At 50.0% G+C, this 23,644-nt stretch carries 24 protein-coding genes; 9 read left to right on the forward strand and 15 right to left on the reverse strand.

The genetic code is table 11. The features are described from left to right. Nucleotides 1–91: 91 nt before the first annotated feature. Complete coding sequence (locus tag F463_RS0110705; RefSeq protein WP_018987086.1) at nt 92–1,315, forward strand: chromate transporter; 1,224 nt, start codon at nt 92–94, stop codon at nt 1,313–1,315. 37 nt (nt 1,316–1,352) lie between these two features. Continuing rightward, on the forward strand, nt 1,353–1,916 hold the full coding sequence (locus F463_RS0110710) for an MOSC domain-containing protein (protein ID WP_018987087.1): 564 nt from the start codon (nt 1,353–1,355) through the stop codon (nt 1,914–1,916). A 238-nt stretch (nt 1,917–2,154) separates the two neighbouring features. Here the strand turns inward: F463_RS0110710 and F463_RS0110715 are convergent, their stop codons facing one another. Next, nucleotides 2,155–2,493 carry a hypothetical protein gene (locus F463_RS0110715; protein WP_018987088.1) on the reverse strand — a complete coding sequence of 113 codons (339 nt, stop codon included), beginning with the start codon at nt 2,491–2,493 and terminating at the stop codon, nt 2,155–2,157. A 120-nt stretch (nt 2,494–2,613) separates the two neighbouring features. Here F463_RS0110715 and F463_RS0110720 point away from each other — a divergent pair, with 120 nt between their 5' ends. Together F463_RS0110720 and rnk are read left to right on the forward strand one after the other, a co-directional pair. After that, nucleotides 2,614–3,519 carry a LysR family transcriptional regulator gene (locus F463_RS0110720; RefSeq protein WP_018987089.1) on the forward strand — a complete coding sequence of 302 codons (906 nt, stop codon included), beginning with the start codon at nt 2,614–2,616 and terminating at the stop codon, nt 3,517–3,519. Nucleotides 3,520–3,650: 131 nt separating this feature from the next. Then, complete coding sequence (rnk, locus tag F463_RS0110725) at nt 3,651–4,001, forward strand: nucleoside diphosphate kinase regulator (RefSeq protein WP_018987090.1); 351 nt, start codon at nt 3,651–3,653, stop codon at nt 3,999–4,001. A gap of 134 nt (nt 4,002–4,135) precedes the next feature. Here the strand turns inward: rnk and F463_RS0110730 are convergent, their stop codons facing one another. The 3 genes from F463_RS0110730 to F463_RS0110740 form a co-directional block, all read right to left on the reverse strand. After that, nucleotides 4,136–4,414 carry a hypothetical protein gene (locus tag F463_RS0110730; protein ID WP_018987091.1) on the reverse strand — a complete coding sequence of 93 codons (279 nt, stop codon included), beginning with the start codon at nt 4,412–4,414 and terminating at the stop codon, nt 4,136–4,138. A gap of 168 nt (nt 4,415–4,582) precedes the next feature. Further along, the gene (locus F463_RS0110735; RefSeq protein WP_018987092.1) at nt 4,583–4,942 is read right to left on the reverse strand and encodes a hypothetical protein; all 360 of its coding nucleotides are present in this window, start codon (nt 4,940–4,942) and stop codon (nt 4,583–4,585) included. A gap of 198 nt (nt 4,943–5,140) precedes the next feature. Then, nucleotides 5,141–6,028, reverse strand: a complete 888-nt coding sequence (locus F463_RS0110740) for a LysR family transcriptional regulator (protein ID WP_018987093.1) — start codon at nt 6,026–6,028, stop codon at nt 5,141–5,143. Between the two features lie 121 nt (nt 6,029–6,149). Between F463_RS0110740 and F463_RS0110745 the strand changes: the two genes are divergently transcribed. Beyond that, entirely contained in the window at nt 6,150–6,785 is a 636-nt protein-coding gene (locus F463_RS0110745) for a pyridoxamine 5'-phosphate oxidase family protein (protein WP_018987094.1), read from the forward strand. A 110-nt stretch (nt 6,786–6,895) separates the two neighbouring features. Here F463_RS0110745 and F463_RS0110750 read toward each other — a convergent pair whose 3' ends face one another. From F463_RS0110750 to F463_RS14350, 3 genes are all read right to left on the reverse strand, one after another. Then, the gene (locus tag F463_RS0110750) at nt 6,896–7,519 is read right to left on the reverse strand and encodes a hypothetical protein (RefSeq protein ID WP_018987095.1); all 624 of its coding nucleotides are present in this window, start codon (nt 7,517–7,519) and stop codon (nt 6,896–6,898) included. Between the two features lie 115 nt (nt 7,520–7,634). Then, nucleotides 7,635–9,455 carry an alpha-amylase family glycosyl hydrolase gene (locus tag F463_RS0110755; protein ID WP_018987096.1) on the reverse strand — a complete coding sequence of 607 codons (1,821 nt, stop codon included), beginning with the start codon at nt 9,453–9,455 and terminating at the stop codon, nt 7,635–7,637. Between the two features lie 282 nt (nt 9,456–9,737). Further along, nucleotides 9,738–10,181 carry a DUF6232 family protein gene (locus tag F463_RS14350; protein WP_018987098.1) on the reverse strand — a complete coding sequence of 148 codons (444 nt, stop codon included), beginning with the start codon at nt 10,179–10,181 and terminating at the stop codon, nt 9,738–9,740. 370 nt (nt 10,182–10,551) lie between these two features. Here F463_RS14350 and F463_RS0110775 point away from each other — a divergent pair, with 370 nt between their 5' ends. After that, a complete protein-coding gene (locus F463_RS0110775) occupies nt 10,552–10,941 on the forward strand; it encodes a hypothetical protein (protein ID WP_018987100.1) in 390 nt (129 codons plus the stop codon). 68 nt (nt 10,942–11,009) lie between these two features. On the opposite strand, the gene F463_RS14510 is transcribed toward F463_RS0110775, so the two are convergent. Next, nucleotides 11,010–11,453 (reverse strand): DUF6232 family protein, encoded by a 444-nt coding sequence (locus F463_RS14510; RefSeq protein WP_018987101.1) that lies wholly within the window; start codon nt 11,451–11,453, stop codon nt 11,010–11,012. A gap of 362 nt (nt 11,454–11,815) precedes the next feature. Further along, a complete protein-coding gene (locus F463_RS0110785; RefSeq protein ID WP_018987102.1) occupies nt 11,816–12,307 on the reverse strand; it encodes a hypothetical protein in 492 nt (163 codons plus the stop codon). 319 nt (nt 12,308–12,626) lie between these two features. On the opposite strand from F463_RS0110785, the gene F463_RS14810 reads away from it, so the two are divergent. From F463_RS14810 to F463_RS0110800, 3 genes are all read left to right on the forward strand, one after another. Beyond that, nucleotides 12,627–12,800 (forward strand): DUF1328 domain-containing protein, encoded by a 174-nt coding sequence (locus F463_RS14810; protein ID WP_018987103.1) that lies wholly within the window; start codon nt 12,627–12,629, stop codon nt 12,798–12,800. Nucleotides 12,801–13,058: 258 nt separating this feature from the next. Next, a complete protein-coding gene (locus F463_RS0110795; protein WP_018987104.1) occupies nt 13,059–15,293 on the forward strand; it encodes a RelA/SpoT family protein in 2,235 nt (744 codons plus the stop codon). A 34-nt stretch (nt 15,294–15,327) separates the two neighbouring features. After that, nucleotides 15,328–15,699, forward strand: a complete 372-nt coding sequence (locus F463_RS0110800; protein ID WP_018987105.1) for a YidH family protein — start codon at nt 15,328–15,330, stop codon at nt 15,697–15,699. A 45-nt stretch (nt 15,700–15,744) separates the two neighbouring features. On the opposite strand, the gene F463_RS0110805 is transcribed toward F463_RS0110800, so the two are convergent. From F463_RS0110805 to F463_RS0110830, 6 genes are all read right to left on the reverse strand, one after another. Then, nucleotides 15,745–16,908, reverse strand: a complete 1,164-nt coding sequence (locus F463_RS0110805; RefSeq protein WP_018987106.1) for an efflux RND transporter periplasmic adaptor subunit — start codon at nt 16,906–16,908, stop codon at nt 15,745–15,747. After that, the gene (locus tag F463_RS0110810; protein WP_018987107.1) at nt 16,901–20,071 is read right to left on the reverse strand and encodes an efflux RND transporter permease subunit; all 3,171 of its coding nucleotides are present in this window, start codon (nt 20,069–20,071) and stop codon (nt 16,901–16,903) included. The genes F463_RS0110805 and F463_RS0110810 overlap by 8 nt, the downstream gene beginning before the upstream one ends. Beyond that, complete coding sequence (locus F463_RS0110815) at nt 20,064–21,023, reverse strand: DedA family protein/thiosulfate sulfurtransferase GlpE (RefSeq protein ID WP_018987108.1); 960 nt, start codon at nt 21,021–21,023, stop codon at nt 20,064–20,066. Before F463_RS0110815 ends, F463_RS0110810 begins: the two co-directional genes overlap by 8 nt. Before the next feature lie 110 nt (nt 21,024–21,133). Continuing rightward, a complete protein-coding gene (locus F463_RS14815; RefSeq protein ID WP_018987109.1) occupies nt 21,134–21,295 on the reverse strand; it encodes a hypothetical protein in 162 nt (53 codons plus the stop codon). 136 nt (nt 21,296–21,431) lie between these two features. Continuing rightward, on the reverse strand, nt 21,432–22,481 hold the full coding sequence (locus tag F463_RS0110825; RefSeq protein ID WP_018987110.1) for an NAD(P)-dependent alcohol dehydrogenase: 1,050 nt from the start codon (nt 22,479–22,481) through the stop codon (nt 21,432–21,434). Nucleotides 22,482–22,626: 145 nt separating this feature from the next. After that, a complete protein-coding gene (locus tag F463_RS0110830) occupies nt 22,627–23,580 on the reverse strand; it encodes an AraC family transcriptional regulator (protein ID WP_018987111.1) in 954 nt (317 codons plus the stop codon). Between the last annotated feature and the right edge of the window lie 64 nt (nt 23,581–23,644).

Below are 23,644 nucleotides of genomic sequence, written 5' to 3' on the forward strand. Positions count from 1 at the left end.
TCATCTAGAGACAATACAGACCGCTCCAACCCATTAAAATGCATGAAATATTGATGCGTTATAATGCATTTTTGTCTAAAAAATAAATGACATGAGTACGTCAGACCAGTCATCAAATAGCGAGAATGCCCAAAGCTCTCTTGTTCATATTTTTATCATCTTCCTCAAGCTTGGCCTGACAAGTTTTGGTGGCCCCATCGCGCACCTGGCTTACTTTCGGGAGGAGTTTGTGACTAAGCGTCTATGGCTCACTGAGCATGCTTATGCCGACCTGGTTGCTCTTTGCCAGTTTCTGCCCGGGCCAGCCTCCAGCCAGGTGGGCATTGCCATCGGATTATCTCGCGGCGGCGTCGCTGGCGCTTTTGCATCGTGGCTGGGCTTTACGTTGCCATCGTTTATCGCGTTGGTGATGTTTGCCGGATTGCTCACCCATGTCAGCGGTCTCTCCGAAGGACCATGGCTGCATGGCTTAAAAGTGGTGGCAGTGGCCGTGGTTGCGCAAGCCATCTGGGGAATGAGCAAGACGCTTTGCCCAGACGCCAGGAGAGCAGCGCTGGCTGTTATTTCAGCAATGATTGTGGCTTGTGCCCCAGGCTTGTACTCGCAATTAGGTGTAATCATCCTGTCAGGAATCGTCGGCTGCTTGTGGCTAAAACATCACCATCGCTTGCCTCATCAACCTATGCAAGTGCCCATCAGCAAGACAAACGGAATCATCATACTTTCGGTTTTTATATCATTACTGTTATTGATTCCGGTCATGAATGATGGCTATGACAGCCATCTGATCGCAATGTTTGACAGCTATTTCAGGGCCGGTTCACTGGTATTTGGTGGCGGCCATGTCGTCTTGCCACTTTTACAGGCAGAAACGGTGTCACAAGGATGGGTATCCAATGACTTATTTCTGGCAGGCTATGGTGCTGCACAGGCGGTGCCGGGCCCTTTATTCACTTTCGCTGGATACCTAGGAGCGGTGTCAAATTCGGAACCCAATGGCTTGCTAGGGGGTGCGGTTGCGTTGGCTGCTATATTCTTGCCAGCATTTTTGCTTGTCTTGGGTGCGCTGCCGCTTTGGGAATCCATTCGTCAATATCCCGCGATCCAACGTGCGATGCTGGGAATTAATGCAGCGGTGGTCGGGTTGTTGATCGCTGCCTTCTACAACCCGGTCTGGACAAGTGCAATTCTCAGCTCACAAGATTTCGGTCTGGCATTGCTAGCCTTTTTAATGTTGATGTTCTGGAAGCTTCCGCCCTGGCTGGTTGTCATCATTGGCGCCATCGCCGCTACGTTATTAGCCTCAGCTTTATAAGTGAATCGACGCTCATTTTTACGATACCGTTCAGCCCATGCAAACCGCCAACCTGCGTCAATTGATGCAACACTTTAGTCAAGCCGGACAACTGGATGTCATTTACCTGCGCCCAGAGCGTGGTCAGCCTTGTTTGTCAGCAAATCAAGTCCTGGCCCTTGCCAACCTTGGCCTGCAAGGGGATCGCGCCAGTTTGCGCGCGTCATCGCAGCCGAATGGCAGCAAACGGCAAGTGACCTTATTGCAAGCAGAGCATTTACCCGTGATTGCAGCGCTGACTGGTCACGCAGCGATTGATCCGGCATTACTCAGGCGCAACCTGATTGTCTCCGGCCTCAACCTGCTGGCGGCCAAAGCATTATTTAAAGACCAGCCCATGCACTTGGTGATAGGCGATGTCGTCATGGAAGTGACCGGGCCATGTGAGCCCTGCTCACGCATGGAGCAGGTGCTGGGTGCAGGTGGCTATAACGCCATGCGGGGACATGGCGGCGTCACGGCACGGATTGTGAGGGGTGGTATGTTGCGTGCTGGAGACACTGTACAGGTGGTGACAGGGACTACGCCTGATCACCCGCTGCAATCTTCACTCCCGCTTTAACAGCAGGAACACGCAAAATAGGCTACTAACACACTCACCAGCGACGACACTCATAGGCAGGCGTTGTATTCAAACAATCATCTGGGCACAAATATTACTCAATCGATCAAAGTGCATGCGCGTCATATAGTTAGCTGCTTTACTAAGATGCAATCCACCGTCTTATCCACAGATATTGTGGAAACGTAAGGGTGTCTTGCCAGCGCGTGAAGAGTCAGCTGTAAACTTCGTGACAAATTTACGTCACCTCATAACGACTATTTAAAGTTGCCGTGATTGGACAAGCCACCCCTAAGATCAGGGCGAGCAGATGATATAAATAAGTTGTAAAAGAAATGGTAGAGAAGGCAGGCATCAAATCTAATACGAACCCAACAAGAGGGATAAGCACTAGCCATTTTTTGGCTATCATCTCCCCTCGTATGCGACAGATTGCGAATATTCCGGTCATGGACAGAATATAGATAATGGCACCGGTGCCGATAACACCTGAATCAGCCAAGCCCAAATACGTTGGTACTAAAAGGATGAGATAAACAAACACGAATATTTTTGTATTAGAAATTGCGTGATACATGGCTCCTCCTTAAGTTCTGCATTTCTCAATTTAACCCAAGCCCTATGTTATAGATTCCAATATATAAAATTAGCCCTTTAAATCGCATTTAACTGTTTCCATTTAAGATACAATCAGGCGATGTATGATTTAAACCTGATGATCATTTTTGCGCATGTTGTGAATGAGCAAAGCTTTTCAGCTGCATCTCGGAAATTGGGGATGACCAAATCCTCCGTGAGCAAAGCCGTGGCCAAACTGGAACAATCCTTAGGGGCCAGCCTACTTAATCGCAGCACCAGACACCTCAGCTTGACCGAGATCGGCGCAAGCTTTTATGACTATTGCACCCGCATCAGTTACGAAGCTGAAGAAGCGCATCAAATGATTGAAAGTCTGAATGCGCAACCCAAGGGAGTGCTTAAAGTAGCAACGTCTGTCGCATTTGGTACTTTGCACATCGCCCCTGCCATCGGTGAATTTATGGATAGGTATCCGCAATTGGAAATCGATATGACTATCACCGACCGGTTAGTGGATTTGACCGAGGAAGGCTACGACGTTGTGATTAAGGTTACCGGGGACTTACCACCCAGCTTAATCGCTAAAAAGTTAGCGCCTATTAGGCGAAATCTGTGCGCAACCCCGAAATATTTCGAACGCAATGGCATACCCAATATTCCACAGGACTTAATTCATCATAACTGCCTGGACTATATTCACTCAGGAGACAAAGGACTGTGGCGCTTCAATGGACCTCAGGGGGAGGTCACGGTGAATGTGGCTGGCAGGCTGCGCATTAATGACGATGAAGCCTTGTCACAAGTGGTTCTGGGTGGTTTTGGCTTAGCGCTTTTACCTACCTTTATTATTGGTAAGGATTTACAGGCCAAACGGCTGAAATCTGTCTTATCTGAATATATTCCCATCGAACAACACGTCTACGCCTTGTATCTGCCCAAACGGAACCTGCCACTGAAAACCAGGGTATTTATTGACTACTTGTCTGAGCGCTTTGGCGCAGAACCGTACTGGGATAAAGAATAAAAGGTTAGATTAATGACCCTGCAAGAATTGTAGCCATTTTGGAAACAGTCATATTCACTTCAACAGGCTAATCTTTCCACTTTAAACAGATTACTCTTTCAGCTTTACGTACTGAACTCGTTGCAATGCATATGGAAGCTGAAAACCTAATATTGTCTGATAAGGACTATGCCCGCTTATCTTCTCTTATACATGATGAATTGTTGAGAGATGAATTGGACAGGGCGATTGTCGTTTCAGCAGACAAAGTGCCTAATGACGTAGTCAGAATGCACTCCAGGGTAATCTATTTGGATAAAAGCACCGGCTTGCAGAGAGAAATAGAATTATGTTTCCCTGAAGAAGCCGACCTCAAATCGGGCAAGATTTCCGTCATCTCCCCAGTCGGCTCAGCTTTAATTGGATTGAAAGTAGGGCAAGAAATCGACTGGCCTTTCCCTAATGGGGAGTCCAGGCAATTGAAAGTGGTTGATGTGATTTAAGCTTTCATGAATCCAGCTTGTATCACGCTTAAATCAATATGATCTATCACCACAGACAACAGCAGGATTGATATCACAAAGCAAACGCTTAAAGACTCAATCAAAAAAAGAGTGCTTTAAGCGTTTTTTATTGATTAATGAGATGCGCCTGGCGCTGGCTCCGCTTCAGTGGGTTGCAATGGATTATTCTCTGAAGCACCTGTATTTTGCTGATTATTTTTCATTCGTTTGTTCGAGTGATGCTTTTTCATCTGTCTATCTGACGATTTTTTAGGACTACTCTTGCTTTGATCCTGCGCTTGCGGCGTTTCATTGGTGCCTAATTCAGCACCGTCAGTTTGTTTGTCTGTATCCGCAGCGTAAGTGGTCATTGCAAAGGCAGAGAATAATAAGGTAATCAATAGTTTGTTCATGTCAGTGTTCCTAAAAGTTAAAAAAAAACGACTGGATATCATTTGTTGAACTGCCCCTGCATTAGATATCACATCAATTTTTTTCACTATCCGTAGCAATCTCATTTGCCTGTCGGAGGCCACTGAGCGGGATGTAAGGCTTTATTACTATCAACCTAAATGACCATTCTAAATCCCGGCATCCGGATTACTGATACGATTGCGGTCACGCACACCCGAATCTATTTCCTCCTTGATCAGATCATCGGGAGCAGGGTGACCAGCATCCGGTTTGATTGAGTCAGGAAGCTCCTCCGGGTCTAATCCAGGATCTGTGCCTCCTGGCGTTTCATCTTCATCTTCGGGGTTTAACCCTGGGGTGTTAATAAGCTCCGGATCAATAGGGTCAGGCACCGTTGGATCAGCCTCGAAATCATCCGAATAGGGTTCAGGTTGTGGTTCAGGTGTTTCCAATGCATGGGTGGAGGACGGGTCTAAGCTGCTTTTCAAAGAGTGACTGGTATTTTCTAAATCAGATTTCAGTTCCATAGTGAATCTCCAAATGTACTTTCAAATGAGGGATATGAGACTCAACCTTAAGGTCAACACCAGTAAGGGGTAAGTGTGAAAGGGCTGATTCTTGTGTAGGTGAATAGAGTTAGTCGCCAAGCATAAAGCCTGCTTTCCGCATGCTTATACCAGCAAACACCATGTACGGATGAGTTGGGTTGTTTTGCTAAGCAAATCTTACTTGGGATTTAATTTTGTATGACTACGCAGGCTATCGACAATATTGTCTATGAAGCTCCGGACCTTGGAAGAACCTAACTTGTCTTCCCGGTGAACGACATGCACTGGCCATGGCTCTTCTTCGTACGCTTCCAGTATTAATCGCAAAGAACCCTTCTCAACCTCGCTCCATACTTGATAGGAAAGTAAGCGCGCGATGCCTAATCCACTCACGGCGGCCGAGAGTGCCGCATCATTGCTGGTGACCGTCAATCGTGGATCCAGCCTGACCAATAAAGCTTCTTTTTCAGCATTGAATCGCCACTCGGTTTGTGGCGAAACATGGCTAGAGGAGATAATCGAATGCTGAGCCAGCTCAGCTGGGTGCTCAGGTGACCCAAACTTATCTAGATAGCCTGGCGATGCGCACAAAACCCGCCGCACGTGACCCACTTTAATGGCGCGCAAGCCGGAATCAGGCAGGTGACCAATACGGATCGCCACATCCATACCTTCATCCACCAGGTTAGTGACGCGATCGACTAAATGCGCAATCAACTTCACCTGCGGATAACGTTGCATGTAGTCAATCACACTGGGCATGACAAACATGCGCCCAAACATCACAGGCGCCGTGATCGAGAGCGTACCGCGCGGCGTCGCATTGCTTTCTGCCACGGCCTCATTGGCTTCTGCAATGCTTGTCAGGATGGCCCGCACATTTTCGTAGTATTGACGGCCTGCATCCGTAAAACGCACATTGCGCGTGGTTCTCTGCAACAGCCTGGCGCCCAATTGCTCTTCGAGCGCCACCACGGCCCGCGTCACTGCGGCTGGTGAAAGATCCAGCTTGCGTGAAGCCGCCGCAAACCCGCCTTCTTCAGCGACGCTGGCAAACACCCGCATTAAGTGAAACTGATCGATAGTATTTCTCCTGATGAAATAATGTATTGCGGCTAGCCACGATTTTCTCGCCACCATTATTGACTAAAATTTGGTCATGCGTAAACAAACCAAGGAGAAAATCATGACTGCCAGACTGGTTTCAACTTTAGTGTCACCGAGTGATGTGGTATTCACACCGTCAGTCAAAGCCAGGCAAGAGGAAAATGGCTCCAGGGCAGGTTATGCAAACTTTGAAGCCTCACGCGGCTGGGAGTCGCGTGTGACACCGATACTGGCAGAATTTATTGCCGCGCAAACCAGCTTTTACATGGCCACCGCCAATGCCCAAGGGCAGCCTTATATGCAGCATCGCGGCGGCCCGCCTGGTTTTTTGCACGTGCTGGATGAGCATACACTTGCCTTTGCCGACTATGCCGGCAACAAGCAATACATCACCGCTGGCAACCTGGATGAAAATCCCAAAGCCCAGTTATTTTTAATGGATTACGCCAATGCACAACGCGTCAAAATCTGGGGAGAAGCAAAAGTGGTGACGGACGACCCTGCGTTAACCGCCCGCGTATCCTCGCCAGACTATGCAGCAAAAGTCGAGCGCGTGATTGTGTTTACCCTCAAAGCCTGGGATGCAAATTGCCACAAGCATATTCCTCAACTGCTTAAGGCAGAGGATGTCATCCCCGCGATCAGGGAGCGTGATCAGAAGATTGCAGCGCTGGAAAGCCGGTTGAAAGAGCTGGAAGAAAAACTGATGAGTTAAGGGTTGGGCGCTAAACCCCTGAAGATTAAATGGCTGCCCTACGTGGCAGCCATTTTGATGATCGTGACGGTCTGGACATATTCATGCGCAGCTATGCATGAAAGGCAGCTTTACAGATAGCTGAATACGCCATTAGACGATTGCGCTTTGAGGCGCTCAACCAGCAACGAGGCCAATTGCGGATTATTCTTAACCTGTTGTGCTAACTGCGTATATAACTCTACATTTTCTGCCGAAGCAGAATTCCCTAGTGAAACTTTAGAACTGGCACTGCTGTTATTAATTTGTGATAACACCTGGTTAATAATCCCCGATGTATAGCTGGTGCTATTGTTAGTGGCACCAGTATCGCCCGCAGACAAATAATTAAGCAGGCTGGATAGCTTGTTGTTTACTGACACGGCGCTATTGGTATCAGCCCCAGAGGCCAGCTTGGTCAGCTGTTGCCAGGCTAGAGGCGTGGTCAGATCACTTGACCCGGTTTGCGCTGGATTCACCACCTGCCAGGCAGACTGAATATCGTCTTTTTGCAACGCCTGGCCAATCTTGAAAAGAGGACTATTACTATCGATAGTTTTTAACTGGCTTAGCTTTGAGAACGCATCTTTAGCCACCTTCAGGTCGCCTGATTTCAATGCGCTATCGAGAGAAACGATATTCTGTTTGGCTTGCTGCCAGCTGGTTGCCGTTTGAACCTGATTGGCACTGTATGCACTCACACCGTTTACCGCCATGACGCCTCCTATCTCAATTGGGCTTGATATTTGCCATCAATATAAAGCGAACGCCATGATTTTATTATTTGAATTAGCCACATGAATGCCGGCTAATTACAGAGTTAAAGCGCTGTCATTGATCCTGCGAATAAATCAGGCAAGCATAGGCACCGATGGTGATAGTTGCAGAGAAGTCATAACCGTCGCGCCCTTCTTCATTGGCTGTGATATCGCCGGAAGGAGTCTCGTCCAGCTGTTCGTTATATAGCCCGGCATCGTTATTGAAACGTAACTTCCATTCTCCGCCATGAGGCAGACCAATCACATAATTCTCTTTACGGCCTTCGGCAAAATTGAATATGACGATGACATCGTCACCGACACCACCTTCTCTCCAGCGATGCATGGCGATTAATTTATCATTGTCATTCACATGGTAAACCGCGGTATGCTGTCCAGTGAGCCCCGCTGAGCATCCTGTTTTATTCAGGCGCAAGTTAATCAGGTCACGGTACATGGTGGTGATGCTGGCATATTCTTCTGCCCTATGCCAATCTATGGGTCTGTCATCGCGGAACCACTGGTCACGCAAAAACTCCTGGCCCTGGAATAGCATGGGAATGCCTGGAGCCGTCATGACCAGGGCAGCGCCCAGGCAAGAGCGCTTGATGGCATAGCGTCCGGGCTGTTCGCTGGGGTCAATTTCCGAGACTAGTCGTTGCTTACCGTTGGCGACTTCGTCATGCGATTCGGTATAGATCACGCGCTGAAAAGCATCATGGTTATATTGGTTAAGTATGGCATCGCGCACAGCCGCCATGGAGCGGTTGGCGTCATCCATTTCGATCAGGGCTGCTCGGACAGGATGCACAAAACCGGCATCCCACTGCGTGCCGAAGTGTGCACCACCATCTTCACGTTTCAAGGTGAGTTCTGCGCTATTTTGCAGGTCTTCTGCAATGGTAATTTTGCCGGGATGACGTGCTTCGACTTCACTGTTAATCCATTGCAGCAGGCTCCAGCCTTCGGCAATCAGGTTTTGTGCGCTGGCTTCTACGCTCCGGATATAGAGCGTCATGTCATAACGCAGCCCATCGGCGTGGTAATCGTCCAGCCACATCATGGCATTATCAAAAATATATTTGCGCACTTCACCGCGGCCATAATCCGGGCGGGTATCTCCCCACGGGGTGGACGAACGCCAGTCGTTATAAAAATAAATGCCACCTTTATTATTTTCGTGCCAGCCATCAAACTGCCACAGGCTGATATCCGAAGGGCCAAAGTGGTTGTAAACCACGTCTACAATCACCGCGATGCCCATCTCATGTGCCGTGGCGACAAAGCGCTTAAATGCCTCAGGCCCACCGTAAGCGCTCTCCACTGCATAAGGATGTGCCGGGTTATAACCCCAGGAGTAATCACCAGCAAATTCAGCGATTGGCATGACCTCAACAGCATTAACGCCTAACGCTTTCAAATGTGGCAACCGCTCAATCGCTGTGTCAAATGTCCCAACATGGCCGTCTTTGGCGTTAAAGGTCCCAATATGCAACTCGTAAATCACCAACTCATTCCAGGCGGGCATTTCAAATGGGGTAAGGGGTGAATCAAAAAAATCCAGCGCAGGGATCACGCCATTCCCAACCGAATTGGTGACGATTCTGGCGTAAGGATCTATGCGTTGTAATTGCTGCTCGCCATTGACCAGGTGAAACTTGTATTCATCGCCCGGTTCGGCATTATTGATATTGATATACCAATAGCCGTTTGCTTCGCTGATACACTCATCGACCCCGGCTTGCCAATCATTAAATGAGCCAATCACAGATACTTTTTGTGCATTGGGAGCCCACACGCGGAAAGCGACCCCATCGGCATGCGGGATAGCCCCCATGCCAGGCAGAGGGTCGGTCACAGAATGGTGGAGTGGTTGTGCGCTGGCAGTGGGCATAAAGGCTTACCTCCTGGAGAGATGATTGATAGCGTGGCATCATGAAAATCGTGCAAATGCCAAGAATGTATATAAAGCGCAATCGCGAAAAAAGGTGTTTTATTCTGATATTTTTGTCAGTATTTTCTGTCAAAGCGGGTCGTATGAAAGATCATGTAAAACCAGCATGTAAAGACACTCAAAGAGCGAAAAGTCCACGCGAGAAACTCGTAAAAAAACCCTCTCGCTTTCGCAAGAGGGGCAAGGTACCTTTGGAGATCCTTCAAAGGTTCAATGCATACACTATTCCATAGCAGGTGGCGTCAGAGGATTGAAATGATTGCCTTTATCTGCTGGCCTCACTGGCTCAGCACCTTGCGTGTCATGCATCCCCCTGGAAGTATTCAAGGCCTGGATCACTCTTTCCACATGCGGCAAATCTGTGCTGACTAACGCCTGGACTTCACCTTCAGGCATGGTCAGCATCACGGCATATTTAGGTTTGGCGGCTACCCATGCCACAATGCCCAATAAAATCAAACAACCGCCAAAGGCGAATAAATCGCCTTCATCCAGCACCAGCAACACACCAATCGCCATGCATGCCATTGCAAACCAGCGATTAGGTTTCAATCGTTGATAAGTCAGGAAGGAAATCTTATTGATCTCGTAAAGTTGTCCCCTGACGATAAAGCGCGTTTTAGACACCGTCACGCCATACTGATTAAAGAAAACCTTTTTATCCATTCTTGGTAAATCCTTGGTAACCAAAGCGAAGCGAAGAATGGATGAATAACTCACAACCACTATAGCGCCCACGCATTGCGTGTTAGGCTTTAAAACTATGATGCAAAAATATGCGACGAAAGTGGAAGTGTACGCACTCAGTAGCACGGGGGGGGGTATTAAACAACTACCGGAAAAGCTTAAGGCCCGAAGACTGCAGGAGGGGTCTTTATTAAAGAATGATAAAACCCACTATACGCGTAATTACATGATATGGAACTGAATTTTCAAATGTTAAGATCTGCACACACGACTGAGTCACAGGAGACGTCTGGTTAACGCGTTATACTGCGCTTTAAGGAAGTTGAATCAATCTGTAGAAAGGACGCCCATGCATCAAAAAACATTTATCGCAAAAGATGGTCAAGCCTATTTGATCCGGATAGATGACACGGGAGAGGAAATCCTGGTTTTTAGAGAAAAAGAACCGCTTGGGGTGATAGATTTAAAGCGCCTTCAGGAGGCAAAAGGCGCGGAAAGCTTCCTGGTCAGCGTATTGGATCTTGAAAAATGCAAAAGAATTGGCATAGGTGAAGCGGCACTGCGCTATCACAAAGAGGTGTTCCATAGACCACTACGGGCTAACGGGAACGTTCGCGAAGGCAGGCAGTCCGGGGAAAACCCAATGACGCGTGACGGCATCGCTTTTATCGGCAATATGCGCAGAAAAGGCGTGATTGAGCTGATTGACTTTCATGATGCCTTCAGTGAAGATGAGTAAAATGATAGACACTCAAACGCACTGGCAACCAGTCAGCGCAATATAGAGCCTACCTCCACTGCTCTCATTCAATGAGAGGTGATACCGGTGGCAAGTGTACCAAAACGATCCTGCATATGCCTGACTGGCTCTATTCTTGATGGCGTACCCCGATTGATCATCGCAGCATCCAGCGCATACACTACCTGTGCGATGTAGTCCGCATTTTTGTCCTGCAATACCTTATGTTCACCTGTTTTAGCCCTGAGAATGACAGCGTACCGGGTCTTCGCAAACAGCCCGGCCATGATACCAAGCACAATCAGGAAACCACCAACTACAAAGAATGCCCCCTCTGTGAGCAAGAGTACCACACCTACTCCAATGCTATACATGGCTAACCAGCGCGGCGGTTTGATCACGCCTAACCTGACCGAGCTAAGGTCTGCAATGTTGTATATGTAGCCACTGGCTATAAACCGGCTGTCGCTGATGATGACTCCCCTGTCACTGAAAAACACTTTTTTATCCATGACCTGCTCCTTTGAATGGGTTGAAGCGGGCGAAAAAGGATGAAATAGTAGCCTCCAGGACGCCCTTGCTTGTTGCGTATTACGTTTTAAAACCAAACGTCTACAAACGCATGCCGCGGAAGTAAAGAACTACTCAGGAAGCACGAGAAAGTTTTGAAGCAATTACAAAGAGATGTGAAACAGCCTCATACGATCATTCAACTCAATGAGGCTGTATAAATGAATAAAAACACTATACGCTCATATCCACGTGGTGTGCATTATTTGCATATGTAAACCACTTTCATCACAAACACATCCGGCCAACTGACCAATCCCTGCAGGACGAGTTGGTCAGCGTTTGTGAAATGGGAATGAAGGCTCTAGGTCTTGATTTTACGGGCGGGACGCACGGGCTCCTGTTCAGCATACATATTAATCAAACTGTGCTGGCTGCCATCGCCGCATAGTTGAAAATGAATCAGGTAACGCTTGCCAACTTTAATAAATTGATGGGCGGCCTGGATTTCTTCCATTGACAACACAGGATTTTCACCGACATTGGTAGCAATATGAAATTTGCTTCCGCGCCAGTCGACCTCGAATTTTTCTGGGGTCAAACCGCTTTCACTGTAAAGCACTGTTTTCACCTTTGCCATCGCCACTTGTTGCTGGCAGTCCGGCAGGACTTCATCCATATTGAGTAGCGCGACCACTTTTTGCCTGGTCTCGGCTTTGTTGATGTTTTTTTGCACCGGCGTGCTGATCACTTTAGCACTATCGCTGGAAGCAAAGACTGACAACGGCATCCATAGACTGAGCGCTAATATTGATAATGGGCGCCCGAATATATGCAACCGATGATCCAACCACATAAGCCTCCTCCTTTCATAATACTTCAACGTCAAAATGAATAACCGCAGCTATATCCCCACCCAACAGTGAGTGCACACTCACATACTCACTCTGAGTCATGTTAGCCACGCTATTAAAAAACATTATTAATATACCCGCATTTCCGCGTTGGGCGTAAGGGGGCTTTGTTTTTGATCTCCTGAGTATCGATTGAATCATGGCAACAATAGACATCGCGTAGGTACATTCTGACCTCTCATCTAGTCAATATCCGATATGGCAAACCGCACCGGCCTTTTATGATGCCAACATCATCGTATTCAACGAAAGGACTCACTGATGCTTTATTATGCGCTGCTGTTTCTTGTCATTTCTTTTATCGCCGGTTTGCTGGGATTTAGAGGTATTGAGTCTGGCGCCGCCACGATTTCAAAAGTGTTTTTCTTTATTTTCCTGCTGTTAGCGATAGGCATCGCCTTGGCAGCCGTGTTGGGTATTAGCCTGTTTGTCTAAACTGACGCTGCAGTATCCGAATCTTAGTTTGATTCATTTTGTCACGCATCCTGATACCTGAGTCAGGATGCGTTTTATCTTAGGGCTCCTCTAAAAATTCAAATTGCAAGCCACACAAGGCACGAGTAAAAAATTTGCCAGCATGCGTTTCACGCATTGACTGCTTAACCCACTATATGAGCAACGCAGTATCGCAACGGAATTTGTATTTTTAGAGGTGCCCTTTACGCTGACTCGGAATCGCGGCGATAATATGGCATGGTTTCTGGTCACCGCTCTGCACAAGCTCCAACTGCTACTGATCCGCAAGCATTGTGTTTGTGGGTTGAATCTTTGCCTCAACGGTTTACTCCCAGCGAGCTGGCGCAGATTCGTGAGGCGGGAGAGCTAGCCGCACCCCTCTATGCCCAACACCATGCCATTAACAGGCAGCCTCTGTTACAACATGCACTCGGGACAGCCTCTATCCTATCTGACATGAACATGGATGCAGACAGCCTGACTGCCTGTATTTTGTATGCTGTGCCAGACCTTCTGGATGACTGGTCCGTCCACTTATCCACCCGCTTCAATCAGTCCGTTGTCAGCCTCATAGATGGCATTTCGCGCATGTCACATATCCAGGCCTTGAGTGAAATGGATTGCTTGCATCATGCGGATTCCAAGGCTGACCACAAACACAGTGACCGTGCGCAACAGTTGGAAGCGCTGCGCAAAATGCTATTAGCCATGGTGCAGGATATCCGGGTCGTGTTGATCAAGCTGGCAGAGCGCACTCAGTTGCTACGGCATTTGTCTGGCGCCAGCCCAGCGCAACAAGTGCAGATTGCGCGCGAAAACCAGAATATTTTTGCCCCGCTGGCCAACCGTCTCGGTGTATGGCAGTTGAAATGGGAGCTCGAAGATTTATCCTTACGCTACCTCGAACCGCAGCTGTATAAAGAAGTCGCGAAAATGCTGGACGAACGGCGAGTTGACCGGGAACAGTATATTGCAGAGGTAGTGAGCCAGTTACAACATGAACTGACTCAGGCTGGCATCCAGGGGGAAGTGAGCGGGCGGCCCAAGCATATTTACAGCATCGTCAAAAAGATGAAGAGCAAGCATCTGCAATTCAACCAGTTGTATGATGTGCGTGCGGTACGCATCATGGTACAAGATGTCAAGGATTGCTATACCGCGCTGGGCCTGGTGCATCACTTGTGGCAACCGATTCCGGGTGAGTTTGATGACTATATTGCCCGTCCTAAAAGTAACAACTACCGTTCACTGCACACGGCGGTCAGCGGGCCTCGTGGCCTCGCGCTGGAGGTACAGATCCGCACCTTTGAAATGCACCAGCATTCTGAGCTGGGCGTGGCAGCGCATTGGCGTTATAAGGAAGGCGGCAAGTCTGATGCAAAATTTGACGAAAAAATTGCCTGGTTGCGCCAGATACTTTCCTGGAAGGATGAAGTCGCTGATCAGGGTGACTTGCTGGAACAATTCAACAATGAGTTATTCCAGGACAAAGTGTATGTGCTGACACCTCAAGGCAAAGTCATTGATTTGCCCGCAGGCGCCACGCCCATAGACTTTGCCTATGCTTTACATACAGACCTGGGGCATCGTACCCGCGGCGCGAAAATCGACGGACATATCGTCCCCTTGCATACCAAGCTGGAGAATGGCCAGCGGGTGGAAATCCTGACCGCCAAACATGGCGCGCCCAGCCGTGACTGGCTGAACCCGTCCCTCGGCTTTTTGCAAAGTGCCAGCGCACGTGCCAAGGTGCGGCACTGGTTTAAATACCAGCATTTTGAAGAAAACGTCGCCCAAGGCCGGGCCAAGCTGGATAAAGAGTTACACCGTGCCGGTGCCAGCAGCCTGCCCCTCGAAAAAGTCGCGCAAAAGCTGCAGTTCCACAAACTGGAGGATTGCCTGGCGGCCATCGGCCGCGGCGATATCAGCGAGCACCAGATTGCCATCACCATTCAGGGGGAGTTGGCTCCAGTGACACCAGACAATGCGCCAGCGATGATCAAGCGCCCAAGCGCCTCCCAGGTGAACCATGCGGGCATCATGATTGAAGGCATAGGCAATGTGCAAACCACGATGGCCAAATGCTGCAAGCCGGTGTCACCAGAACCGATTGTCGCCTACCTGACGCGTCACCACAGCGTGACCATCCACCGCCAGGCCTGCTCGTTTATTACGCGCCTGGACAGTGCACGCCACAATCGCCTGCTCAATGCGCAATGGGGTAACAAACAATCTGGGGTATATGAAGTCGATATCGTTCTGGAAGCGAATGACCGTCAGGGATTGTTGCGTGATATCAGCGAGCTGTTTGCGCGTGAAAAAATCAATACCACAAAAGCGAACACCCTTAGCCGCAACCATGTTGCCCTCATGCACTTTACGGTCGAGCTGGTTGACCTGGACCAGCTAGAACATTTGCTAGGAAGGCTAAAGCAAGTGCCCGGGGTGATCACAGCCCAGCGGCAGACTTAAGCAGCTGGAACAATTTCAGGAGCGCGCGCACATTATGTCTTACCTTGATGATCCTCGCGTTTACTTTGCAGCCGAACGCACTTTACTGGCCTGGCAACGTTCAGCCATTGCCCTGATGGGGCTGGGGTTTGTGATTGAGCGTTTTGGCTTGTTTATACAGCTCATGGCACAGGGTCACCCAGTGTCGCAATCACAAACCACCTTGTCGCTATATATCGGGGTAGGGTTTATCCTGATTGGTGCCTGTACGGCAGTCTTTTCTGCCATACAGTTTATGGTGTTTTATCAATCACTCAGCACACAGGAAAAACCACGCGGCCACGTTTACTGGCTGCCACCGGCGGTCAACTTTTTCCTGGCCGTATCCGCTGCAGCATTAAGCTGCTGGTTAGTGCTTACTCGCTAGCTTTGCCAAGCAGGGATAGACTGCATTTGCAGGCTTGAGCGAGCTTTATTTTGCCGATGCTGCACTACTTGCAATATTGACCTGATCGCCATCGCTGACGCCATCTGGCGGATTCTCGATCACCAGGTCAGTGCCGGTCAAACCGGATTGTACTTCCAGTGTTTTTCCCAGATCACGCGCAATGGTGATCGTTTTCAAGATCACCTTATGATCCTTGCCAACGGTAGCCACCTTGAGGCCATTCTGGTCAAAAATAAGTGCGCTGGCAGGAATGCTCAGGCGCTCGACGGCATCATTGAATAGCAGATTGACATTGGCAAAGCCCCCAGGCAAAAAACGGCCCGACGCATTATCCACCAGTAACTGTACGAGGGTTGTACCAGAAGACGCATTGATCGCACCTGAAGTAGACTGTATCGTGGCCTCGAACTCGGTACCCGGTGCTTCCGGCACGGTAAACTTGGCCTTGCCACCCGGCTTGATCTGGCCAACATAATTTTGTGGCACGTTGATGTATAAGCGCAATTTGCGCGTGTTGGAGACTTCAAACAGCGGCAATACCGTCGCACTGCTGCTACCGGCATTGATCAGGGCACCTGTGTCGGTATTCCGCGCGGTCACTGAGCCATCAAATGGCGCCAGGATATGGGCAAAGCTTTTGAGCGCAAGTAGCCGGTTCACATTGGCCTCAGCCGCTTTGACTATCGCCTGTTTGCTTTGGTAATCCCCGACTTTCTCATCGACTTCCTGCCTAGCAATCGATTGGGTTTTCAACATATCCTGCCAGCGCTTGGCGGTGGTCTCAGCCAGGGCAACATTCGCCTGGGCACTGGCCAGGTCAGCCCTGGCCTGCAACAACTCCTGGTCCAGGTCAGGCGTTTCAATCTCTGCCAGCAATTGACCGCTTTTTACGCTGCCGCCAATATCCACTTTCCAACTTTTCAAATAGCCATTGACGCGGGCATAAATAGGGGCACGGGCATAAGCCTCAAACCTGCCGGGGAGAACCAAACTACCTGCTGCTGCACCATGTTCAGGCAGATCGACTCTGACTGTCGCCACCGCCTGTTTCTCTGTCCAGGCCTTGAGTTTGTCTTGATGACTGGCGCGGCTGCTAACGCCCACAATCACGATACCCATCGCTACCAGCGCAAGTAGCAAGCCGCTCAACTTGAGTCCGCGGGACATGCCCGCTTTGTCATTACGCATTTAATTCTCCGCTAGAAGTACTCTCAGGGCCAGGGTAGGTTTTACGGTGGATGGCACTGAAGACCACAGGTACAAACAATAAGGTCGCCACGGTGGCAAACAACAGCCCGCCGATCACGGCCCGGCCCAGAGGGGCATTCTGCTCTCCGCCCTCGCCTAATCCCAGGGCCATGGGGGTCATGCCGATCACCATCGCCAGCGCCGTCATCAGCACCGGACGAAAGCGAACAAAACCGGCATCGATAGCCGCAGCCGTCGCATCCTGCAACTCAACCAAACGCTCACGCGCAAAGCTGATCACCAGAACACTGTTCGCCGTCGCCACGCCCATACACATGATGGCACCGGTCAATGCAGGCACGGATAAGGGCGTATAGGTTGCAAACAGCATCCAGACAATACCGGCCAACGCGGCAGGTAACGCCGTAATAATGACAAAAGGATCGGTCCACGATTGCAGGTTGACCACAATCAGCAAATACACCAGCACAATAGCTCCCAGCAGGCCAAAGAACAGGCCAGTGAAAGCACGGTCCATGGTATAGGCCTGCCCCAGCATGACGACACTGGTCGCCTTAGGTACTTGATCCTTGGTTTCTTCGAGAATTTTGCGGATGTCTTTAGCGACGGCACCCAAGTCCCTATCTTGCGTACTGGCATGGATTTGCACCATGGGCTGGATATCATACTGGCTGACTACTGCATTACCGACATTACGCTGAAAAGTTGCCAAGCCACCCAGGGTCTGTACCAGGCCGTTACTGCCGCTAATGGGCAAATTAGCCAGCGCATTCAAGCTATTCAGATGATATTGCGGCGTTTGTAGGACGATGGAATAGGTCACCCCATTCGTCGGGTTTAGCCAATAAGTCGGTGACACCTGTGAACTGCCTGCCATGTTGATCACCATGCTGTTGGTCACATCACGCGTACTGATGCCGATTTCCTGCGCCCGGGTTTTATCCACATTGATATCAAACGCTGGCCGGCTGCGCGACTGCTGGATACGGGCATCGACCACGCCAGGCACGCTGCGCACTTTTGACAGCAAACGGTTGGCATATTCAAAGTTGTCTGCCAGCTTGCCACCGCGAATCTGGATATCAATCGGCGCCGGTGAGCCAAAGTTCAGGATCTGGCTGACGATGTCTGCCGGAGGAAATGAGAAGGTGGTATCCGGGAATTGTTTGGGCAAGAGTTCGCGCAAAGTACGCACATATTCTGCGGTCGGGGCATGATGCGGCTTGAGCGCAATCTGGATATCACCATCCTGCGAGCCCATGACCCCGGTGTTGTTATAGGTCAAGTTAATACTACTGATTGGCATGCCGATGTTATCAACAATGGTCAGGATTTCGTCAGCAGGAATCACCTTTTTGATGGCTGCCTGGATATTGGCAAAACGGCTGGCCGTCTCTTCGATACGTGTTCCCACTGGCACACGCGCATGCATGAGGATTTGCCCGCTATCCACCGCTGGGAAAAAGTTTTGCCCCAGCAGAGGCACCAGCAAGAACGACAACAGCACTACTCCCATAAAACCAGCCATGAATAGGCGGCTGTGATTAACGGCCATCGTCAGTATGTTTTTGTAACTAGCGCGGAAACGTTCAAACCGGGCCTCAAACCCCTGCTGGAAGCGCACCAGCGGATTGCGGCTCACGGTATGCTCATCCTCAACATGCGGCTTGAGGAAGTAATTAGCCATGGTAGGCACCAGCGTACGCGATAAAATAAACGAGCTGATCATGGCGAACATCACCGCTTCCGCCATGGGCACAAACAGGAAGCGTGACACGCCTTCCAGGAAGAACATGGGCACAAACACGATACAGATACACAGCAAGGAGACAAACGCCGGTGTCACAATCTGTGCGGCGCCATCAAGAATGGCCTGCTCTACCGGTTTGCCCTGCTCCAGGTGCCAGTTGATGTTTTCTATGGTCACAGTAGCTTCATCCACCAGCAAACCTACGGCGAGTGCCAGGCCGCCCAAGGTCATGATATTGAGGGTCTCACCAATCATTGAAAGGCCCATGATGGCGCCCAGCACCGAGAGCGGAATAGATGTGGCAATAATCAATGACGAGCGCCAGCTGCCCAAAAACAGCAAGATCATCAAACTGGTCAATATAGCCGCCAGTACACCCTCAAACACCACCCCTTCAATGGCTGCACGCACAAACAGCGACTGATCATTGATCGGGGTCGCCACCAATGCATCTGGCAGGCTGGGCTTGATTTCTTCGAGCTTATTCTTGATGCCCTCTACAATCGCCAGGGTAGAAATGGCCCCATTCTTCAAGATGGTCATGAGGACAGAACGGTTGCCATCCACATGGACCACATTCGTCTGCGGCGCACTGCCATCGTGCACCTGGGCGATATCCCGCATATACACCGTGGCGCCGTTGACCACCTTGATCGGGATACTGGCCAGATCATCAATCGCAGTTGCCGCGTTATTGAGGTTAAGCGTGTATTCAATACTGCCGATTTTCTGCGTGCCTACCGGCACAATCATATTATGTGCCGCCAGCGCATTGGAAATGTCCTGCGCAGACAAACCACGCGCCTGTAGTGCCCCCGGATTCAGGTCGATCTGGATTTGCCGGCTTTTGCCGCCATAGGGGAAAGGTACGCCCGCGCCGGGCACGGTGACCAGCCGCAAACGCACGGCATTGAGGCCAAGATCGGCCAGGTTTTGCTCGGTCAGGCCTTTGCCTGACAATGCAATCTGCAAAATGGGCACCGTAGACGCGTTGTAATTCAGGATCAACGGTGGTGTGGTGCCGGGCGGCATTTGCCTGGTCACCGTTTGCGAAATCGCTGACACCTGGGCATTGGCTGTCGCAATATTGACGCCTGGATGGAAGAAGATTTTAACGATGGCAAAACCGATATAGGAGTTGGCTTCGATATGCTCAATATCATTCACGGTTGTGGTCAGGCTGCGCTGGTATAGGGTCGTGATACGCCCTGCCATATCGTCTGGCGGCAGGCCGGTATATTGCCAAGCCACTGCCACAATCGGGATCCGGATTTCAGGAAAAATATCGACGGGGCTACGGAACGCAGACAAGGAGCCGACAATTAGAATCAGCAGCGCCATGACCACAAAGGTGTACGGGCGCTTGAGCGCGATGCCAACGACATTAAACATGTATTTCTCTCGCCATACGTTCTTTTTCCAGCGTCGTCACTTCAAATCCGGCGTCGCGCCAGGCATCAATCCCGCCCGTCAAGGGACGGATATTGCGATAGCCTCGGCCAATGAGGTTTTTGGCCACCTTGGCAGCCGTCACTTCATTCGGGCATGAACAATACAGCACGACCGGCGCATCTTCATCAATCTCCAGCACCAGCTGGTCTATGTCTTCCAGCGTCACAAACTGGGCGCCTGGAATCCAGCCATCGTCCACCAGGTGCTTGGCGCGTGTATCCAAGATCACCGGTGCCGCGCCGCTATTGAGCATGGTGTTTAATTCATCGACACTGATACGTGCCATGCGCAGGCTTTTGATAAAACGCTGCCGGTCCCACCATTTGGACGCAATAAATGCCGCCAGTAATACCAGCACCAGCAGCGTGCCCCATTTACCCATTTCAACCAGCGTGAGCATCAGCTCATCAATGGCTGAACTGAACAAGTTACCTAGCCATAGTGCCGATCCTGCCCATAGCAAGGCACCCAGACCATCCATCAAGGCAAACAGCCAGTAACGTGTGCCGGAAGAACCTGCCAAAGCACTGGAAATCGATGCGAAGCCTGGAATAAACTTACAGACTAATAAAGCGGGTGGGCCAAATTTCAGGTACAACGCCTCGGTTTGCCGTACGCAGGTATCAGGTGATAAAGAAATTTTGCATAGCTTGCCCATGACACGTTTGCCATATTTGCGCCCGGCTCTATACCAAACGGAATCTGCAACCAGCGCAGCAATCATGGCTACCAGCAACATGGTCTCCCAGGAGTATTGATCATTACCGATAAGCACGCCCGCCAGCAATAAGGTGGGATAAGCCGGTAAGGGCAAACCCATTTGTTCCAGAAACACGCTGGCAAAGACAATCAGCAAGCCATATTGCTGTATCAACTCAAGAACGGTATGCATACAAGGCTAATTCATTCACTCAATCAAAAACTACATGCCCAACGTAAACAGCATGGCAAACGTCATAAACACAAAATGTTGTTATGTCTTCAATCGCATTGGTTTCAATGTCATGCAAGTTGATCGTGGTAACACTCAATCGCCTGTTCAATCAATGCAATTGGTAAGACAAAGAGGATAGAAATCACCAACGATTCCGACGGGCCGATCTGCATGAATTTATCGGCTTGTGCCAATACCAGGTAAGCAAAGACAGAGATCAGCCGGGACAACAGGCTCTAGGGTGGTTTTTCTGCAAGCATGCACTTACTTTGTGATCAATGGATCATCATCTTAACAGAGACTGGGGGAAACTTCAGTCCCTGCCTCCTTTAGAACCTCTCTACGCCTTGTATCCACGAGAGGTAATCATTCTGCGGTTTTCAGCGAAGCAATATCAATCACAAAGCGATACTTCACATCACTATTGAGCATGCGTTCGTAAGCATCATTAATGTAGTTGGCATCTATCATTTCCACATCACTGACAATATTATGCTTGCCACAGAAATCAAGCATCTCCTGCGTTTCGGCGATGCCACCAATCAATGAGCCAGCCACATGACGGCGTTTGGTAATGAGGTTGGCGCCATGCACCTCGACGGGATCCAGCGGTCCCACCAGTACGATGGTTTTATCACGCTTGAGTAAACCGATGTATGGATTCAGGTCATGCGCGACCGGCACCGTATCAATAATCAGGTCAAAGCTGGCCGCATGTTTGGCCATGTCGTCGGCATTTTTGGAGATCAGTACTTCATGTGCCCCCAACCGTGTGGCATCAGCCGCTTTGCTCGCGGAGGTGGTAATCATGACGACATGTGCCCCCATGGCAGCGGCCAGCTTGACGCCCATGTGCCCGAGGCCGCCCAGGCCAATGATGCCGACTTTCTGGCCTGGCTGCACATTCCAGTGCCGCAACGGGGAGTACAGGGTAATACCGGCACACAGCAATGGGGCGACTGCTTTGGTGTCCAGGTTTTCTGGCACACTGACCACAAAGTTTTCATCTACCGTGATGCGTTCGGCATATCCGCCATAGGTCAGCCCACCATATTTGGGATCTTTGGCGTTATAGGTAAAAACAGAGTTATCGCAGTATTGCTCTTCACCCGCATGACACTCCTCGCAGTGGCGGCAGGAGTCGACCATACAGCCGACCCCAACCAATTGACCCAGCTTGAACTTGGTGACATGACTGCCGATTTTATTAACGCGCCCCACAATCTCATGCCCGGGTACCATCGGATACAATGACCCGCCACCCCACTCGTTTCTTGCCTGGTGGATATCCGAGTGGCAAATCCCGCAATATTCAATATCAATCAATACGTCGTGGGGCCCAGGCTCGCGGCGATCTATCGTCATCGGTGCAACTGGGGTGGTGGCATTTTGCACACCATAAGCGGCTGTTTTCATCGTCATCTCCATCAACTCAAATTAAAAGAGCAAGCTCTCCAGTTTAACCTTCAAAGTCTAAAATAACAGGCATGAAAAGCATTGCCTGCTTTTCTTTAAAGATTGCCTAAAGCTATGTTTTTGCATGACCGTCAAACAACACGCATCACTGTTGCACTGTCACATATTTGGCGGCAGCGTCACTCGGGTGGGTGATCAGGGCGCTACGCACGGCATTCACTTCTTCCATCGGGCTTTTGCCAAACATGCGCTTAAACTCGCGGCTAAATTGCGAGGCACTTTCATAGCCCACCTTGCTCGCCGCCAAGGTGGCATTCAAACCATCCTGCACCATCAGCAAACGCGCCTTGTGCAAGCGCGTCATCTTGAGGTACTGGATAGGCGATGTTGCGGTCACATCCCTAAACGCTGCGTGAAATGAAGGCACACTCATGGTGGATTCAGCAGCCAGCTTGTCCACATTCAGTGCCTTGTCATATTCCGCATGTATCAGCCGCAATGCCTTGCTGATCTTGCCCATATTATTGTGCGTACTGTGCGCGGCCAAAATCGCTGCCGCTTGTGACGTCTGCAGAATACGGTAATGAATCTCGCGAATAATGGCGTGGCCAAGCACGGTCGCATCTGTCTTTGACTGCAGGCATTCCAGCAGCCTGACTACGGCATTGGACAACCTGGCATCCAGCACCGTGGAAGTAATTCCGCTCCTGCCATTGATCTGCACTGGGGAGGCCTGCTCTATGCTGAGCAGCAATTCCGAGATCATGGACAGGTTGATACGGATTGAAATCGCCAGCAGCGGCTCTTCGGCTGAGGCAATGGTTTCGCTCTCGAATGGCAAAGGCACCGACAAGATCAGGAACTGCTGCGGGTTATATTGATAAACCTCGCCACCCAGATAACCGATCTTTCTACCCTGACACACAAACACGATACTAGGTTCATAAAAAACCGGGCTCCGTGGAATCGCCCTGTTCCAGCGCATCAGCTTGACCCCATCGAGCGCCGTCAGGGTAAATCCCTCTGTTGGCGTCATGGCAGATAACAAGGCAATGGTTTTGTCTCTGTCATGCGCATACCAGCATTCCTGATTGCTCATATCATCACACACCTAAAATAATTAGGCATAAATAATACATGCAATCATCCCTATCCATTGATAA

It is taken from the genome of Methylophilus methylotrophus DSM 46235 = ATCC 53528 (genome assembly GCF_000378225.1).
GTDB lineage: Bacteria > Pseudomonadota > Gammaproteobacteria > Burkholderiales > Methylophilaceae > Methylophilus > Methylophilus methylotrophus.